Origin of the sequence: Paraburkholderia suaedae (assembly GCF_040812055.1) — a bacterium.
Lineage (GTDB): Bacteria > Pseudomonadota > Gammaproteobacteria > Burkholderiales > Burkholderiaceae > Paraburkholderia.
Window position 1 is genome coordinate 36,038 of sequence record NZ_JBFOAH010000033.1, and the last position, 16,852, is coordinate 52,889.

General features: G+C 60.9%; 13 protein-coding genes and 1 pseudogene. 6 read left to right on the forward strand and 8 right to left on the reverse strand.

Annotation, left to right across the window (positions count from 1 at the left end; genetic code table 11):
• Positions 1-133 precede the first annotated feature (133 nt).
• The 4 genes and pseudogenes from ABQJ48_RS31700 to ABQJ48_RS31715 form a co-directional block, all read left to right on the forward strand.
• Complete coding sequence (locus tag ABQJ48_RS31700; protein ID WP_367841888.1) at positions 134-1,522, forward strand: MFS transporter; 1,389 nt, start codon at positions 134-136, stop codon at positions 1,520-1,522.
• Entirely contained in the window at positions 1,519-2,511 is a 993-nt protein-coding gene (locus ABQJ48_RS31705) for a PhnD/SsuA/transferrin family substrate-binding protein (RefSeq protein ID WP_367841889.1), read from the forward strand. The genes ABQJ48_RS31700 and ABQJ48_RS31705 overlap by 4 nt, the downstream gene beginning before the upstream one ends.
• 351 nt (positions 2,512-2,862) lie before the next feature.
• Positions 2,863-3,453, forward strand: coding sequence for a MarR family winged helix-turn-helix transcriptional regulator (locus tag ABQJ48_RS31710; RefSeq protein WP_367841909.1), 591 nt, complete (start codon positions 2,863-2,865; stop codon positions 3,451-3,453).
• Positions 3,454-3,468: 15 nt separating this feature from the next.
• Positions 3,469-3,823: pseudogene (locus tag ABQJ48_RS31715) on the forward strand (beta/alpha barrel domain-containing protein); the annotation flags it as partial.
• Positions 3,824-4,000: 177 nt separating this feature from the next.
• Here ABQJ48_RS31715 and ABQJ48_RS31720 read toward each other — a convergent pair.
• The 4 genes from ABQJ48_RS31720 to ABQJ48_RS31735 form a co-directional block, all read right to left on the reverse strand.
• A complete protein-coding gene (locus ABQJ48_RS31720; protein WP_367841890.1) occupies positions 4,001-5,176 on the reverse strand; it encodes a Gfo/Idh/MocA family protein in 1,176 nt (391 codons plus the stop codon).
• Between the two features lie 16 nt (positions 5,177-5,192).
• The gene (locus ABQJ48_RS31725) at positions 5,193-6,524 is read right to left on the reverse strand and encodes a Rieske 2Fe-2S domain-containing protein (RefSeq protein WP_367841891.1); all 1,332 of its coding nucleotides are present in this window, start codon (positions 6,522-6,524) and stop codon (positions 5,193-5,195) included.
• Between the two features lie 333 nt (positions 6,525-6,857).
• Positions 6,858-8,231 (reverse strand): MFS transporter, encoded by a 1,374-nt coding sequence (locus ABQJ48_RS31730; RefSeq protein WP_367841892.1) that lies wholly within the window; start codon positions 8,229-8,231, stop codon positions 6,858-6,860.
• An 8-nt stretch (positions 8,232-8,239) separates the two neighbouring features.
• Positions 8,240-8,752: a MarR family winged helix-turn-helix transcriptional regulator gene (locus ABQJ48_RS31735; protein ID WP_367841893.1), complete on the reverse strand. Its 513-nt coding sequence runs from the start codon at positions 8,750-8,752 to the stop codon at positions 8,240-8,242.
• A gap of 294 nt (positions 8,753-9,046) precedes the next feature.
• Between ABQJ48_RS31735 and ABQJ48_RS31740 the strand changes: the two genes are divergently transcribed.
• Complete coding sequence (locus ABQJ48_RS31740) at positions 9,047-10,228, forward strand: porin (protein WP_367841894.1); 1,182 nt, start codon at positions 9,047-9,049, stop codon at positions 10,226-10,228.
• A gap of 134 nt (positions 10,229-10,362) precedes the next feature.
• Here ABQJ48_RS31740 and ABQJ48_RS31745 read toward each other — a convergent pair whose 3' ends face one another.
• The 4 genes from ABQJ48_RS31745 to ABQJ48_RS31760 form a co-directional block, all read right to left on the reverse strand.
• Positions 10,363-11,928 (reverse strand): methyl-accepting chemotaxis protein, encoded by a 1,566-nt coding sequence (locus ABQJ48_RS31745; protein ID WP_367841895.1) that lies wholly within the window; start codon positions 11,926-11,928, stop codon positions 10,363-10,365.
• Between the two features lie 152 nt (positions 11,929-12,080).
• Positions 12,081-13,073 (reverse strand): ABC transporter substrate-binding protein, encoded by a 993-nt coding sequence (locus ABQJ48_RS31750; RefSeq protein WP_367841896.1) that lies wholly within the window; start codon positions 13,071-13,073, stop codon positions 12,081-12,083.
• Positions 13,074-13,090: 17 nt separating this feature from the next.
• Positions 13,091-14,026, reverse strand: coding sequence for a PDR/VanB family oxidoreductase (locus ABQJ48_RS31755; protein ID WP_367841897.1), 936 nt, complete (start codon positions 14,024-14,026; stop codon positions 13,091-13,093).
• 48 nt (positions 14,027-14,074) lie between these two features.
• Positions 14,075-15,211, reverse strand: a complete 1,137-nt coding sequence (locus ABQJ48_RS31760) for a Gfo/Idh/MocA family oxidoreductase (RefSeq protein ID WP_367841898.1) — start codon at positions 15,209-15,211, stop codon at positions 14,075-14,077.
• A gap of 289 nt (positions 15,212-15,500) precedes the next feature.
• Between ABQJ48_RS31760 and ABQJ48_RS31765 the strand changes: the two genes are divergently transcribed.
• Positions 15,501-16,793 (forward strand): Rieske 2Fe-2S domain-containing protein, encoded by a 1,293-nt coding sequence (locus tag ABQJ48_RS31765; protein WP_367841899.1) that lies wholly within the window; start codon positions 15,501-15,503, stop codon positions 16,791-16,793.
• Positions 16,794-16,852 lie beyond the last annotated feature (59 nt).

Below are 16,852 nucleotides of genomic sequence, written 5' to 3' on the forward strand. Positions count from 1 at the left end.
CCTGCTCTCGGTATAAACCCGCGCTTGCCAGTAACAGAAACCCGCCGTAAGCTTAATATTAGAGCTCTAATTAAACGGTAAGAGGGACGCTGTTCCAGCCGGTATCCAGAGTGAAATTCGGAGACATTCAGTCATGACACATTCCACGTTGCACTCTGGGGACTTATCCATCCCCGCCATCGCTGACTCGGCGGAGGAGGAGGCGACTTACCGCAAGATTACGTTCAGGCTAATGAGCTTTCTTTTCCTTTGCTGGGTCCTTAACTATCTCGATCGCGTCAACGTCAGCTTTGCGCAGTTGCAACTCAAACACGATCTTGGGTTGAGCGACGCGGCCTACGGGCTCGGCGTGAGTCTGTTTTTTATCGGCTACATCCTGCTCGAAGTGCCGAGCACGCTGTTGCTGCGCCGCATTGGCGCCCGCAAGACCGTTACGCGGATCATGCTGCTGTGGGGCGGGATCTCCACTGCCATGGCGTTCATGACCGCACCATGGCAGTTCTATCTCGCGCGAACGCTCCTCGGCGCGGCTGAAGCGGGCTTCTGGCCCGGCATCATTCTCTATCTCTCGTACTGGTACCCGTCGAAGCGCCGCGCGCGTATCACGTCGCGATTCCTGCTGGCGATCGCGGTTGCGGGGATCGTCGGCGGTCCGCTTTCCGGGTTCATCCTGCAAAACTTCATGGACGTCTGGGGCTTTCGCAACTGGCAGTGGCTGTTCTTCCTCGAAGGCGTGCCCGCCGTGATTGCCGGTGTCGTCGCTTACTTCTACCTGATCGACCGGCCGCAAGATGCGAGGTGGCTGACCGAGGATCAAAAGCGAATTGTCATTGGCGCGCTGGATGAGGAAGGTCGCAGCAAGCCGCATAACTCGCCGAGTACACTCTTCGCCGCACTGCGCGACCCGCGCGTGTACGTGATCGCTGCGGGATGGGCCACAGTGCCCATTTGCGGAACCATCCTCAACTACTGGACGCCCACGATCATCAAACAGGCGGGCGTTTCGAACCTGTTGCAGATCGGTTTCATGTCGGCGCTGCCTTATATCGTCGGCGCCGTTGCGATGCTGTTCATCGCGCGCAGCTCGGACCTGCGCCTCGAGCGGCGCTGGCACTTCGTCGCGGTGACGACGGCAGGCGCGGCAGGCGCGGTCCTCCTCACCGTCGTCGGAAAGCACTGGCCGGCTGCAATTGGCTGCCTGAGCCTCGTCTCGGTCAGCTATTTCGCCGCTGCGGCCATTATCTGGACGATCCCGCCGAGTTACCTAACGGGCACGGCAGCCGCCGGCGGTATTGGTGTCATAAGCAGCCTGGGGCAGGTGGGCGCCTTCTTCGCGCCTATCGTCCTCGGCTGGGTAAAAAGCGTGAGCGGCAGCTTCTCGGCAGGCATTCTGCTGGTGGCCTTGTTTACGTTTGCCGGCGGTGTCGCCGTGTTGATCGGTGTGCCGAGCGAGGGGCAAAAACGTAACGCGCGACGCACGGGTCCGGCATCAAGCAATTTCACTGTGAAGGAACAGGAATGAGCAAGCTTCAACTCTCTATCGCTGTCGGCAACTACGACCGGATGCGCCCACTGATTGACGGGGACGTGCAGATCGACGGCGTGGATCCCGTGTTTATGCTGCAGGATCCGGAAGAGATCTTCTTTCGTGCATTCCGCCATGCCGACTATGACATTTGCGAGCTTTCGCTCAGCAGCTATTCGGTGAAGACGGCGGCGGGCACGTCGCCGTATATCGCCGTGCCGGTCTTCCCGTCGCGTGCGTTCCGACACAGCTCGATCTACGTGCGCGCCGATCGCCGCATCAACCGGCCGGAAGATCTCAAGGGCAAACGCATCGGCGTGCCCGAATATCAGCTCACGGCCAATGTGTGGGTACGGATGTTCCTCGAGGAAGAGTACGGCGTTAAGGCCTCGGACATCCGCTGGGTGCGCGGCGGTTACGAAGACCCGACGCGCGTGGAGAAAATCGCGCTCAATCTTCCCGAGGGCGTCCTGCTGGAAAACGCGCCCGAGGGCCGCACGATCTCGAACCTGCTCGCAGAGGGCGAGATCGACGGCGTGATCGGACCGCGCGCACCTTCGTGCTTCGAGCGCGGACACCCGCAGGTGAAATACCTGTTCGACGACCCGCAGAACGCCGCGGCCGAGTGGTACGAGCGCCGCAAGCTCTTTCCGATCATGCACACGCTCGGCATCCGCAAGACGCTCGCAGAGCAGCATCCGTGGCTGCCCGGCGCGATCGTCAAGGCATTCGAGAAGTCGAAGGAGGTCGCACTCGCACGTCTGTCCGACACCTCGGCGACGAAAGTGACGCTGCCGTTTATCGAAGACCAGTTGCGCAACGCCCGACGGCTGATCGGCCACGATTTCTGGTCGTACGGCTTTGCGGAGAACGAAAAAGTGATCGACCGTTTCCTCGCCCAGCACCATGCGGAAGGGTTGTCGAGCCGCCGTGTGCGGCCCGCTGAACTGTTTCACCCGGCAAGTCTGGAGAGCTTCAAGATCTGATAGTTCGCCCCGCGGCGCCCGACCTGGAAGCTCGGTCTGACTCTTGTTGACCAGGCTGACGCGAAAAGTTCAGTCACGTCGTACGGCATCGTCGACGCGGACGTGGAGTAAGTGAAGCAGGTGCAATCGAAGGGCGGAGCGGCGAGTTCGATAGTGCAGCAGAATTCCGGCATTCTGGCGGGTTCGCGCTGGGGCATGGAAGGCTCCGAGGATCTCGGTGGCGGCTACGGCCCGTTCCCAGCGGAGGAGCGCGGCGGGGGCAAGGGTCTGCCGCGCCTTGACGGAAGTGGTTCACGCGTCGGTTTAGGCGATAATTGTCGCCACTTCAGTCAAAACGGCGGTGAGGAATGTATGGCAACAGTGCGTTCTACGGGCAAGTCCGGTGCAGAGAAAAGCGACCCCATTTTGCGGCACTGGCGCGAAGCGGTGCCCGATGATCGTCTCGCTCACCTGGTCAAGGATGCAGCCCGCGCGATGGTGCGCGGGCTTCAGATGCGTCTCGCACAGCATGAGGTCTCGTTTGGCCACTGGGCGTTCCTGCGGGTACTGTGGGTCAAGGACGGGCTCACGCAAAAAGAGTTGAGCGACGAGACCGGAACCACGACGCCCACTACGTTCAGTGCAGTGCAGGCGATGGAAAAACTTGGCTACGTCGAGCGCCGTTATGCTCCAGGCAACCGCAAGAACACGCATGTGTATCTCACCCCGCGCGGCCGGAACCTGAAAAAGAAGCTTGTCCCGCTGGCCGAAGAAGTCAACGAGATCAGTGTCGCCGGATTAAAAAGCACCGAGATCAGTGTCGCGCGGAAGGTTCTGCTGACGATCATCGAGAACATGGCACGCGACGAATCCGAGTCGCACGACCCGGCGCTGCGCATTCCGTCGACGCGCGAAGTGGGCAACCTGATCGCCGCACGAGGGGAAGAAGTCGGTCAGGAGTGAGGCGCAGCGCGGTATCTGATCAAGGAAAACCCTATCGCGGCGGGCGGCGGCATTGCGTCGACGCTTCGTGCCACTCAAGCGTTGGGTGCCCGCGTGCCCGTTCAGGTCGAGGTGCAGACGCTCGATGAGCTAAATAACGCGTTGGCTGGGGGCGCCGCGGCGATTCTGCTCGATAATTTCTCGATGGAGGCGATGCGCGAGGCTGCGCGTGCTACCGCGGGGCGCGCCCAGCTGGAAGTCTCGGGAGGTGTGACGGAGGAGACGCTGCGCACCATAGCCGAGACCGGTGGATCACATTTCGTTAGGTAAGCTGATGAAAAACGTCAGGGCGATCGATTTTTCGCTGCGCTTCGCAGCGTTTGCCGGCTAATGAGAGCGGGCGCATATATGCGCCCCGTGGAAGTTTGGGGGGGTGCCCGTTGCCAGCTCTCCCGATTTCCAACCTGTCCTGCTTGCCGGAAGCGCCGATATAAAATTCCTCGTTTCAACTGTACAGGGATCAGTTCACACCGAACGTAACGAGAGCTTTGGCGCTTACCTGGGACTATCAAAGCATGACATCTGCGCCCGTTTCACTCGACTTCAGAATCGCGATGCAAATTTCCAGCGTGCCCTTCGCCCATTCGCCATCGTGTAGCGGCCCGCGTCCGTCCACCACTGCGCGATACAACTCGTCGATGACTTCAGCGCGCGGCACGGCAGGTGCAGGCAGCGGCAGGATTTGGCGCTCTTCGTCGCCGTAGACGACGATCGAATCGGGCAGCGGGCGCAGGTCCGCATGCTCGCAAGACACGATGATCGGGCCGAAATGCTGATGAAATCGCTGCGGTTCGTCCCCGGCGGCCGTTGGCGGCTTGTATGCCGATCCGCCGTAGGTCCCGGCCGCCTTGAGCCTCGCTTCGTCTCCTGAGAACGCGAGCATCTCAAGCCGGCGGCGGGCGCTGCCGTAGGTGGCGGGGCTCGTGCGATCGCCCATTTCGCCGATCCACCCGCTCCACTCTTCCGTGTTGAAGTGGCCGTAGCCGCTGTACGAGAGCGAAGCATAGGCGCCGTTCTGGAACCAGATCAGCGCTGAATAAGCGCCTTCGGTCGGGCGCGACGGATCCCACCGGCCGACGCTCGCGCGCAGCCGCGTCGCGCGCGAGCCGGCGAGCATTCGCACGATGTCGACCTGGTGCGCCGCCTGGCTGAAAACGGCGCCGCCGCCTTCGGCGGTCGCCAGCTCTTCAGGTCGGCGCGGGCGATACAGGTAGTCGGTGTAGTTGACGGCCTGGATCATTTTCACCGCGCCGAATTCGCCGAGGTCGATCAATTCGCGCGTGCGCAGGTACGGCGTGTCGAAACTGTGGCAATGGCCTACGATCAGATGCACATTCGCTGCGCGGCATGCAGCGATCATACGATCGCAGTCCGCAGCGGCGAGCGCCATCGGCTTTTCAACCAGCACGTGTTTGCCTTTCGCCGCTGCAATTTCCGTGTGGCGCGCGTGGAACTGGTGCGGACTCGCGACGTAGATGATCTCGACGTTGGGGTCGTCCGCCAGGTCTGCCACGTCCGCATACGTGGGCGCCGCGAAGTCGGCGGCGAACTGCCGCCGCGCTTCGTCACGTGGATCGCACGCAGCGACGAGCTGGACTCTGGGATCGCGCAGGAAGGTCGGTAGCATCAGCGAGAATGCCCGTCCCAGTCCTGCGACCCCGATGCGCAAACGACGCCGTTCCATGGCCGTGTGCCTCCTGTTATTGCTTGACCTGATAGTCCGTCGCGAGCGCGGACGGCTGGTCGGCGGGCTCCGGGTTCTTTTTGCTGACGTAACGCGCGGCATACATGCGCCAGTCCATTTCCTTCGGCACGACTGCCTGGTACGAGCACACTTGCTCGGGAATCGCTTTCGCCCCGGTACCAATTGCTTCGCCGTCCTTCTCGAATTCGGCGAGCGCGTCGATCATGCGGCGGCGGAATTCGACGATCGCGAGGTCGCTTGCGCCGAGGCGCTCGTCCGAGCGGTTCGCAATCGGGCCCATCGTGACCCACATCGCAATGTCCTGATTCGGGAAGCCCGAGATGCCTGTGAAATTGCCGGCCTTCATTGCCTGGCGGTCCTGCCAGAAACGGTTGCCGTGATTGCGCAGCGGGCGATAGTACTGGTCGAGATCGATACCGACCTGCTGGCGCAGGAACTTGCGCCAGGTTTCGCTTTCCGGCGTCGTCTCGGGATCGCCCCAGGCGATGAAGTAGAACGCCGTGTTCGTATCATCCATCGGCACGTTGATGTTCGCGACGTTATAGAGATTGTTCGGCGGAATCAGCACCGTGCCAGGCGCCACGAACACTGTCGAGCGTACGTAGTCGTGCGTATTGGCGTTGAAGATCGGGCGTCGCAGCGCGGCGTAACGGAAACCGTAGTCGGTGCGCTCGACCTGCAGGCGCGGGGCCTTGTCGGTGGACGGGCGCAGCCAGTTCTTGTCGGTCGCTTCCGCGCCGCCCACACGTGCCGGCACAAAGTCGGACGAATGCAAGCTCGAGCTGTGCGCGGAATCGATCGCGCCTTCCAGGATTTGCGCCCAATTGCAAGGCAGCAGGGCTTTCGCGATGCTTACCCGAGTGTCGGCGGTCGGCGCCCAGGCCGGCCGCACGAACGTGGGAATGGCTTCTTGCGGGCCCATGTACGCCCACACCATGCCGCCCCATTCCTGCACCGGATAGGCCTTGTGCTTGACCTTGTCGGTCATGCAGCTCGCTGCCGGCTCGGACACCATTTCAAGCACGTTGCCTGCGACGTCGAACTTCCAGCCGTGATACAGGCAGCGCAAGCCGGCATCTTCGTTGCGGCCGTAGACGAGCGACGCGCGACGGTGCGGGCAGTACTCGTCCAGCACACCGACGCGGCCTTCCGAGTCCCGGAATACGACTAGGTCCTCCCCAAATACGCGCGCTTTTACCGGCGCGCCATCCGGCTCGCTCACTTCCTCGATCAGGCAGACGGGGGTCCAGTGGCGGCGCATCAACTGCCCCATCGGGGCATCGCCTTCGACGCGGCACAGAAGTTCATTTTCTTGGTGGGTCAGCATGTTTGTCTCCCGGCGAGAGGTCGCCTTCATCAACAGGTATTGTTGAACTATATTAGAGATCTAGTGAAAATGGCAAGCACCTTTTTGACGAACGTCCGGGGAAGTCCGCATGCCGAAGGTGCCGCTTGCCGGGAAAATATTCGATCCCTAATATAAGGAAACGGGAGTCAGCGCCGATAATTGCGGTGAGTACAGGACACGACTCACCTTTTCGGGTTGATTCTGTTCCTGGTCAGCTTTAGCCGACCCCAATGCGTACGCGTCCAAGTGTGGCCCACCGATCGAAGCCTGATCCGAGGCGCGCACCTGTCCTCCAGGAGTCGCCCCACGTACTCAAAGAGGGCGGCGGCGCACCAGGCGCGACAGGCTGAGCATCGCGGCGGCCATAGCGAAGATCGCCCCGGTAGTCAAAGCAACCGGACCTGCGTGACCCGGGGCCACCATCAGGATGAGCGCGGTCAGTACAGCGCCGAGGGTCTGCCCTAGCGTGCGTGACGTGCCGATCATGCCGCTCGCGTTACCCGTCCGACCCGGCGGCGCGGCGGCGAGAATCGCCCTGTTGTTCGGCGTCTGAAACAATCCGAATCCGATCCCACACACTGCCATGCGCCAGCCGATTTCGAAGGAACCCGGGTGTGCAGGCAACAGCGCGAGCAGCGCCAGACCTGCGGCCAGAATGGCAAGTCCGAGACCCCCGAGCATGCCGGCCTCGTAACGGTTCGACAGCGTTCCAGCGAGGGGTGCCACGATAATGATGGCGAGCGGCCACGGCGTAATCAGCGCGCCCGTCTCCATTGCGCTGTGCCCCAGCGCGTCCTGGAGCATGAAAGGCAGTGACACGAACGCCAGCATCTGCGCGGTGAAAGAGCAAATCGAAGTGAGCACGGCGAGAAGAAACACGGGTTTGAGCAGCAGGTCGACGGGGAGCAGCGGTTGTGTGCGGCCCCGCTCGCGACGCACGAGCAGCCACGCGCAAAGCCCAGCTGCAACAAGCTGGATCACGACACCTGCGCTGATCCCATTGCTGTGACCCATACGGTCCACGCCGAGCACGAGCAGTCCGAATGCCGCCGCATTGAGCAGGGCACTGCCGTAGTCGTAGGGTGTTTTGGCTATTGGCGGACGGGGTAGCGCGGAGAAGCTGACGAACAGCGTTATAAGCCCCAGCGGTACGTTGATCGCGAATAACCACGGCCACGGCGCAACGGACAGAATCGCCGCCGCAATCGTGGGACCCGCAGCGGTAGAAATCGAAACGATCGAAGCATTGATGCCAACGCCACGACCGAGCAGCCGCGACGGATAAATTGTCTTGACGAGTGCGGTGTTAACGCTGCTGATACCTGCCGCACCGAAGCCCTGCAAGACGCGCGCGAAGATGAGCGCATCCAGCGAATGCGACATCGCGCACATCAGCGAAGAGCAGGTGAAAAGCGCGAGGCCCCCCATATAGATGCGCGCGTAGCCCACACGGTCACCCAGCGACGACAGCGGGAGTAGTGACATGATGATCGAAAGCTGGTACGCGTTGACGATCCACACGGACTCAGACGGACTGGTGTGAATGGTCTTCGTGATGGTCGGCAACGCGACATTTGCAATCACGCTGTCGAGCATGCCAAGCGCTGTAGCAAGTGAAATAGCAAGGACGCCGAAATAAAACCGGCCGCCGGTCAATCCATCCTGCTGCGTCGCGGACTGTTGCATGGAGCGTTTTATGCGGTGGGGTCGTCGCTTTGCGCATCGTCCTGTGCGAAGGCATTGGCGCGCGCAAGGTTGTCGATGATCGCAAGCAGTGTCTCGCGCATGATCGCGACGTTCTTTGCCGGAATGCCGGCAAGCGCGATCTCGTTGACTTCCTCCGCGGCAGGCACCAGCAACGCACGCAACGACGCGCCCTTGGACGTGAGAAACACTCTGACCTGCTTGCGGTTGTCCGGCATTTTGTGGCGCATCACGTAGCCCAACTTCTCCATCGACTGCAGCGCCGAGAAAGTCGTAGGTTCCTTCACGCCGGCCTGCTCGCTCAATTGCCGCTGCGTGATGCCGTCTGTCTGCCAGAGGATGCGCAGAAACGTCCAATGACCATACATCACACCGTGTGCCTTCAGGCGGGTTTGCAGCGCACTTGACAGGCCACGGTAGGCGTCTTTGACCAGATGCGCGATGCGCTCGTCATTGCCCACGCGCGATGCGGATTTCGGTGCCTCGGTTCTGGCTGAGTTCATCTTGTGCACTTGGTGAGTTAGATACGTCATCTTAATAGATGACTAAGCAAAATTGTTATTTACCATTAAGCGATCCGGCGATTGCATGCACCGCATATATGAGTTAACCCTAGCATCCACCTGTTTCGCGAAGATGATAGTATTGCCAGACTATAACTTAGGTGCCTAAGTAAAAACAAGGCGACGAAGCGGCGGTGCCGAAAGTGGAGGAGTGCCGCACCCGCGTCGCCTGAGGCATCGAAGTTCCTGTCTTGACAGGAACGCTGCGAGACGAATATCAACGAAGGAGGCCTTATGAAGAAGTGGATTGTTCTGGGTGCCGGGCTAGGCGTTGCCGGTACAGCATTCGCACAAAGCAGCGTGACACTGTATGGGTTGCTCGACGTAGGAGTGAACTATACGAGCAACGCCGGCGGAAAGCAGCTTGTCAACATGACTTCGGGCATGTTGAACGGCAGTCGCTTCGGGTTGCTGGGCAGGGAAGACCTGGGCGGTGGACTGGCGTCGGTATTCCGGCTCGAGAACGGTTTCGACATAACGAACGGCAAACTTGGACAAGGCGGTTTGATGTTCGGTCGTCAGGCGTACGTCGGGCTGGCAGACCAGCATTACGGCACCGTGACGCTGGGTCGCCAGTATGATTCGATTGTCGATTTTGTCAATCCGTTTGCCGTTGCCAATACGTGGGGCGGCCCGCCTCTTGCTCACCCCGGCGACGTTGACCAGATGGCGCACACCAATCGTACCAACAGTTCGATCAAGTACATGAGTCCGGACTTGTACGGCTTTCGTGTCGGCGGTCTGTATGGGCTTGGCGGGGTGCCAGGTGACTTCTCACGCAATCAGATTTATTCGCTCGGTGCTAACTACGGGCACGGTCCTTTTACCGCTGGCGTCGGCTATCTGAACGTGCGTCAGCCGAACGTCTCGTTCTGGGGTGATACGGGTGCGCCCGCTGCTCCATCGAACGGCGTCCCGGGTGCAAATTTCGCCGGCTCGCCGGTGACGACAGGATTTGCATCTGCGAATTCGACGCAGGCGATCGCGGTCGGTGCGGCGTACCAGATTGGATCGGTGAATCTCGGTGCGAACTATTCGAATACGCAGTTCCGGGGCCTCGGTAATCGATCGGCCGGACCGGTTCCAGCCGGCGGCATCAGCGGAACGGCAACGTTCAACACGGGCGAAATCAACGCCACCTGGCAGGTAACGCATGTTGTTCTGCTCGGTGCCGTGTACCAGTACACGAAGACATCCGGCGTGAGTGGCCGCACGGGTGCATCCTACAACCAGGCCGCACTTGGCGCTCAGTACGCACTTTCGAAGACAACGCTGCTTTACCTGCTTGGTGTCTACCAGAAGGCGAGCGGTACGGATTCAACAGGGCACGATGCTGTTGCGTCGATCTACAACATCACGCCGTCTTCAACGAATCACCAGGCGTACGTGCGCCTCGGTCTCGAGAAACGCTTCTGATGCAATGAAACTGGAACTGTCCCGGCGCCCCAGCTGCGCCGGGAGAGTCCCGCTGGTCGCCGGTCCGTCGAGCATCGGGCCGACCTCCACGAAATCCCGTTCCTGCTCGAAACCGGCCTCCGCTGGTACCCTCGCTAAAGCTGAAACACACAGACTGCACGCTCCAGATTCGCGGCCTGATCCTGCATCGATTGAGCGGCGGCGGCTGCCTGCTCGACCAGGGCCGCGTTTTGCTGCGTGACCTCGTCCATCTGGTTCATGGCGAGCCCCACATGCTCAATCCCACGGCTCTGCTCACTCGACGCCGCTGCGATCTCGCCCATGATGTCAGTCACGCGCGCCACAGCCTGCGTGACCTCAGTCATCGTGCGGCCCGCCTCGCCGGCGAGCGCTGAGCCGTCCTGAATCCGTTGCACCGACGAACCGATCAACTCGCTGATTTCTTTCGCGGCGGACGAAGCCCGCTGCGCGAGGCTGCGCACCTCGCCAGCGACGACTGCGAAACCGCGCCCCTGTTCGCCGGCCCGCGCGGCTTCCACTGCGGCGTTCAGCGCGAGGATATTTGTCTGGAACGCGATGCCCTCGATCATGCCCGTGATATCGGCCACCTTCCTCGAGCTGTCGTTGATCTCGTCCATCGTCTGCACGACCTGCTCGACGACCGTGCGCCCCCTGCGCGATACGTCCGACGCCGTGGCGGCCAGCGTGCTGGCCTGCTGCGCGTTGTCGGCGTTGTGTTTCACGACCGACGTGAGCTGGTCCATCGCCGCTACCGTTTCAGCCAGCGACGAAGCCTGCTCTTCGGTGCGCGCCGAAAGATCGAGGTTGCCAGTCGCAATCTGCCTCGATCCCGTCGCAATGCTTTCGCCCGACGAGCGGACCTCGCCGATTAACTGCACGAGGCTCTGCTGCATCTGTGCCATCGATGCGAGTACGCTGCCGGCCGGTGCGTTCGCCGCGTCGACGCGACGCAGGTCGCCGTGCGCGATTTGCTGCGCGATCGTGCGGAGCAATGCTGGTTCCGTGCCAAGCGCGCGCATGATGCCGCGCGTGACCAGCGTTCCGACCACCATGGCGACCAGTGCGGCTGCAATGCAAACACCGATCAGCAGCAATCGTTGGCACGCAAAATTGCCAGCGTTCTCGGATAGCAGGGCGGTGGAGCGCTTCTGGGCGGCACCGGCGTAGTCGCCTGTAGCCTTGATCAGATTGTCGAGCATGGGGCGCCCGCTCCGATTGATGAGCGCGATGGCGTCGTCGTGGCGGTTCTGGGCTATTGCATTGACGATATTCTTCCCGACGGTTTCATACTGCTGCTCCGCTTGGGCGATCTGGGCGACGAGCGAGCGCGAATAGGGCGTTGCGTCGGTGGGCGGAGACACCATCGTCTGAAGCTGGTGCAGTGCGCTGAGCAACGCCTGGTCCGCGGTATCAAGGCGGGATTGGGCGGCCGCAACGCTTTGCGGAGTGGTTGCCGCCGCAAGGTCGGCCAGGTCGGCAACACGTTGCGCCGCCGAAATGCGGATCTTCTCGGCGACCCACGATCGGGTCTCGACGCCGTTCACGTACAGCTTGATGCCTTCATTGGTCGCACTCAGGGCGTGCAATGCCAGCGCCGAGACGAGTAGCACGAGTGCCACGAGAAGGCCGAATGTCGCCGATAACTTGGCGCGCACGGTCAGTTGCCTGCTGATTGACATCACGTGTCTCCGAATTCGCGTTTTATGGGTTCTTCCGCCCGGTGCACTGGGCAAAGCGCTCTCCTGAGCAACGTCAGGAAATGGCATTAAAAAGCGCCGGAAATGTGCCGGCGCTCTTTTCTACGGTAGCGGCTGCATGCAGTGCATGCGGATCAAATGCCAAAACTTTCGAGGCAGGCCGAGTGGAACAGTTCCTTCGCGTCGAGCAGACGACTGGACAAGCCTTCTTCGTGGTGACGCTTCAGGAAGCGGTTGATCGCGTGTTTGTTCGCCGCGAAACCGTATGACCAGAAATCTTCACCCATCAGCTTTCGAGCGGCGCGCAGTTGGTCTTCGATGAACGGCAGCGTGACTTTGGTGGCCGATGTGTCGGTCAGGCGCGCGAGCGCGAGCGCTTTCGACTTTTCGAATGCCTTCATCACCGACATCGGTAGCCACGGGTGCTGTTCAACGAGCGTGCGGCGGATGCCGAGCGTGTGCATGATCGGGAACAGCTTCGTGCGCCGATACCAGTCGGCGGCGACTGCCTGCGGGTTGTCGAACAGATACTTCACGTTCGCGGAACCGCGGTCGAAACACGACGGTGCACGCGGGCCGATCAACGCATCGATTTCACCGGCTTCAAGCATGCCGGAAATCGTCTTGCCTTCGGGCGCGTTCTCCAGCTTTACGTCGGCGGGCAGGTTCAGCGTGATCTTTTCAACACGCGTCGGGTCTTCGTAGCCACCGCGCAGCCAGGTCACGTCAGACGGCTTGACGCCGTACTCTTCTTCAAGAAAGAGGCGCACCCATACATTCGCGGTCAATTGATATTCGGGCACGCCGATGCGTTTGCCCTTCAAGTCTTCCGGCTTGTTGATGCCGGCGTTCGCGTTGACGTACACGGACGTGTGACGGAATGCGCGCGATGGGAAGACGGGCACGGCGATATACGGCGATGTGCCCGTTGCGGTCTTGACGCAATAGCTGCTCAGTGACAGTTCGCAGATGTCGTAATCGGCATGGCGGAACGCACGAAAGAAGATTTCTTCAGGTTCCTGCAGCAGGAAAGTCGGATCGACGCCTTCAATCTGTACATCTGCGTCAACGAGAGGGCGCACGCGGTCGTAGGGGCCGACCGCCACCGAAAGTTGCAACTTGCTCACACTATCTCCTTCAGGAATTAAAGATCGAGGACCAGCTCGTCCGACTTCGCGCGCGAAACGCAAATCATGATCGCCCTGTCGTGTTCGTCGTCATCGAGCACAAAATCGCGATGATCGGCCTCGCCGGAACAAAGTGTCGTCCGGCAGGCTCCGCAGGTTCCGGCCTCACAGGAGCTGGGCGTTTCAACGCCTGACTCACGCAACGCTGCGAGGATGCTTTGTCCCGGCGCGACATTCACGCGGATGCCACTGCGTTGCAGCGTGACAGTAAAGCCGCTGGATGCATCGCCAGTCGACACGCTGGTGCCGAAATCCTCGAAGTGCACCGCCGGCGATGGCCAGCCCGACGCACCGTCACGCACGGCCTGCATGAGCGGGCGGGGGCCGCAGCAATACAGGTGCGTATTGCCTTCACGAGTTGCGAGCAGTTTCGCAAAATCGAGTGACTGTTCAGGGTTGCCGTGGTCGTGGTGAACCTGAACATGGCTCGACGGCAGCGATGAAAGTTCGGCGAGAAAGGCGGTCGTTTCCGGCGAGCGCGTGCAGTACACGAGGCGATATTGCGCACTGCGTGCATCCAGTTCGGCCATCATTGCGCGCAGGGGCGTGATGCCAATGCCGCCCGCGATCAGCAGGTAGTCGGACGCATCCTCGGTGAGCGCGAAGTAATTCTCCGGCACCGATACCTTCATGCGCATGCCGATTTGCACGTCATTGATCATGCTAAGGGAGCCGCCTCGGCTGTTCGGGTCCAGTTTGACCGCGACAAGGTAACGGTCGCGCTCGCTTGGTGCATTGCACAGCGAATAGCGGCGAGCGATACCCGACGGCGTTTCGATCAGCACGTGCGCGCCAGCCGTGAACGACGGTAGCGGTTTGCCTTCAGGCGAGCGAAATTCGAATTGGTAAATGCCGTCGGCAAGCGCAATCTTGCCGGTAACGTGGAGCAGCATGTTCTCATTCATGTTTCTTCAAACCGGTCTTGCCGGCGTCTCCCTGGATTAAAAGGATTGTGGCGCGCACTGGTGCGTCAGCAAAATCTCGCAGCCGTCGCGCGACGACTGCAGTGCAGCCAGGCAGATCTCGAGGTTCGCCAATCCCCATCGACCACCGTGCAGCGCGGGCCGGCGTCCGGTGATGGCGTCGTAAAACTCCGCGATTACGCGCTCACGTGGTGACGTGTCCGTGCGCAGCTTGAGCGAGGACATGCCCTCATCTGTGTAGACGAACAGCCCATCCGGTGACTGACGAACTTCTCCGCGCTCGCAGCTGACGAGCGTGAGGCCGAAATGCGGTTGATGGGGCGCGCGGCCGGGAATGGCGTGCTTTGCGCGTGCCTGTTTGGCGCGCAATTCGTCCTCGGGCGCGGCGGCCGTCCGTGAGCGTGCGGAGGCATGCGCAGGTGCGTCAAAGCCCCATTCGCCAACGCCGCCGACCAGTTCGGTACTGGCAAAGCGGCCGTAGCCGTTGTAGACAGCCGTTGCGGCAGCACCGTTTGCGAAATCGATGAATACGATATGTGCGCCGGTTGCACTGCGCTGCGGGTCAAAATCGAACGTCCTGGCTCGCACGGAGCGCGCCTCACCGCCACACAGCAGCCGGATGATGTCGAACTGGTGCGCGCCCTGACGGATCGTTACGCCACCACCTTCGCTGTCATCCAGTTCATCGGCGCGCCGCGGGCGATAAATCCAGTCGCTATAGCACCAGGTGTTCACCATCCGGACCTGACCCAGGTCGCCGCCCGCGATCAGGCCATGTATCGCGTGAATCGGCTCATCGTAGCTGTGCGAATGGCCGACCAGCAGCACAACGCCGGACGTCGTCGCAGCCTCAACCATCGATTGCGCATCGGCCAGGCTGACCGCCATGGGTTTCTCTACCAGGACATGCTTGCCGGAACGGCATGCCAACTCCACGTGCTCGCGGTGCAACTGCGTGGGCGAGCCGACATACACGCAATCGAGGCCGGGATGCAGCAGCATCTCTTCGATCCGGGCGTAGGTCGCGATGCCGAATTCGGCAGCCGCTTCCGCGCGGATGTGCTCGACGGGATCAACGATAGCGGCCAGTTCGAATTCGGGGTGATGGGAGAGGGCAGGCAGGAAGGCGCGCGCTGCCGTACCGAATCCGACCATTCCAAGGCGCACACGCCCTGCAAGGTTCGAGGTTGTATTCATGGATGCTCCGATTGCCATTGCCGTAAACTTAGCTAACTAAGTATAGGTTGTCAATTACTCGCTATTATTCACTTCGTCAACCGGCTCTGTGCGTGGACGAGCCCAAGAACACGGGGTGCATGTCGGAATAGGTGGGAAGTGTGTCTCGTAGGTGTTTACCAGCATTGTTACTTAGTTGCCTAAGTTTAATATTGACGGAAAGTTAGCTGTCGAATCATTTCACCGCAACACATTGAGGGAAACCTGTATGTTGACCGCAGAGCAAAATGACGAACTGACGCGCGTTGGGCGCGGCACGCCAATGGGCGACCTGATGCGCCGTTACTGGCAGCCGTTTGCCGCGTTGTCGGAAATGGATGGCAAGTGGACAAAAAGCGTGCGCCTGCTGGGCGAAGACCTCGTGCTCTTCCGCGATCGTCAGGGCAAACTCGGTCTCATCGCGGCACAGTGCCCGCACCGCCGCGCATCGTTCCTGCACGGTATTCCGACCGAGAACGGCATTCGCTGCCCCTATCACGGCTGGGAATTCAACGGCGCAGGGGAGTGCCTGAACCAGCCCAATGAGAAAGACAATCCGGAATTTCGCAAGTCAGTTGCAACAGACTCCTACCCGATCGAGGAATTGGGCGGTCTGCTGTTCGCGTACATGGGGCCGCCCGAACTGAAACCGCTGCTGCCGAAATTCGACGGTTTCGTTGCGAAGGGGGCAATCCGGATGATGGGCCATGTGGTGCTGCCGATCAACTGGTTGCAGATCATGGAGAACTCACTCGATCCGATTCACACCGAGTGGCTGCACGGTCACCACTACGAGTTCCTGAAGGAACAGCAAGGCATCAAGGTCGCGATCAGCACGCACCACGAGAAGATCGACTTCAAGGAGTTCGAATACGGCATGACCAAGCACCGTCTGCTACAAGGTCACTCGGAACAGTCGGACGACTGGCAGATCGGTCACCCGATCGTGTTCCCGAACATGCTGGCAGTCGGCAACGGAAACGAGGCCACGCGCTATTACTCGTTCCAGATTCGCGTGCCGGTTGACGACGAGAACACGCTGCACCTCTGGTACAACGCGTATGTTCCGCCGAAGGCCGCCGAAGTGCCCGCGCGCCTATACGACAAGGTGTACACGTACAACGTTCCCTACAAGGATGCGGACGGCGAATTTATCGTGGACAACGTTGACGGTCAGGACATGATGGCCTGGATCACGCAGGGCAGAATTGCCGATCGCACGGCCGAGAACCTGGGTTCCACCGATATCGGCATTGCGATGTACCGGAAGATGCTGCGTCGCGAAATCCGCAACGTGGCAGACGGGAAAGACCCCAAGGGCATCGTGCGTGATGCAGCGAAGAACGAGTGCATCGTGCTGCCGAACGAGAAGGACAAGCATCACAACAGTGACGGCTTTTCCAGCTTCATGCTGCGCACGCATGCGAAGTATTCGCCTATCGCGCAGGATATTGTGAAGGTGTACGAAGGGCGCGACGCGGGAGGCAACAGGAAGGCAGAGGCTCCGAGCTTTCAGTACTAAGAACAGCGGATGCCCGGCCGGTTTGGGCTGCGGCCGGGCACTGCCACGGACATCACGTG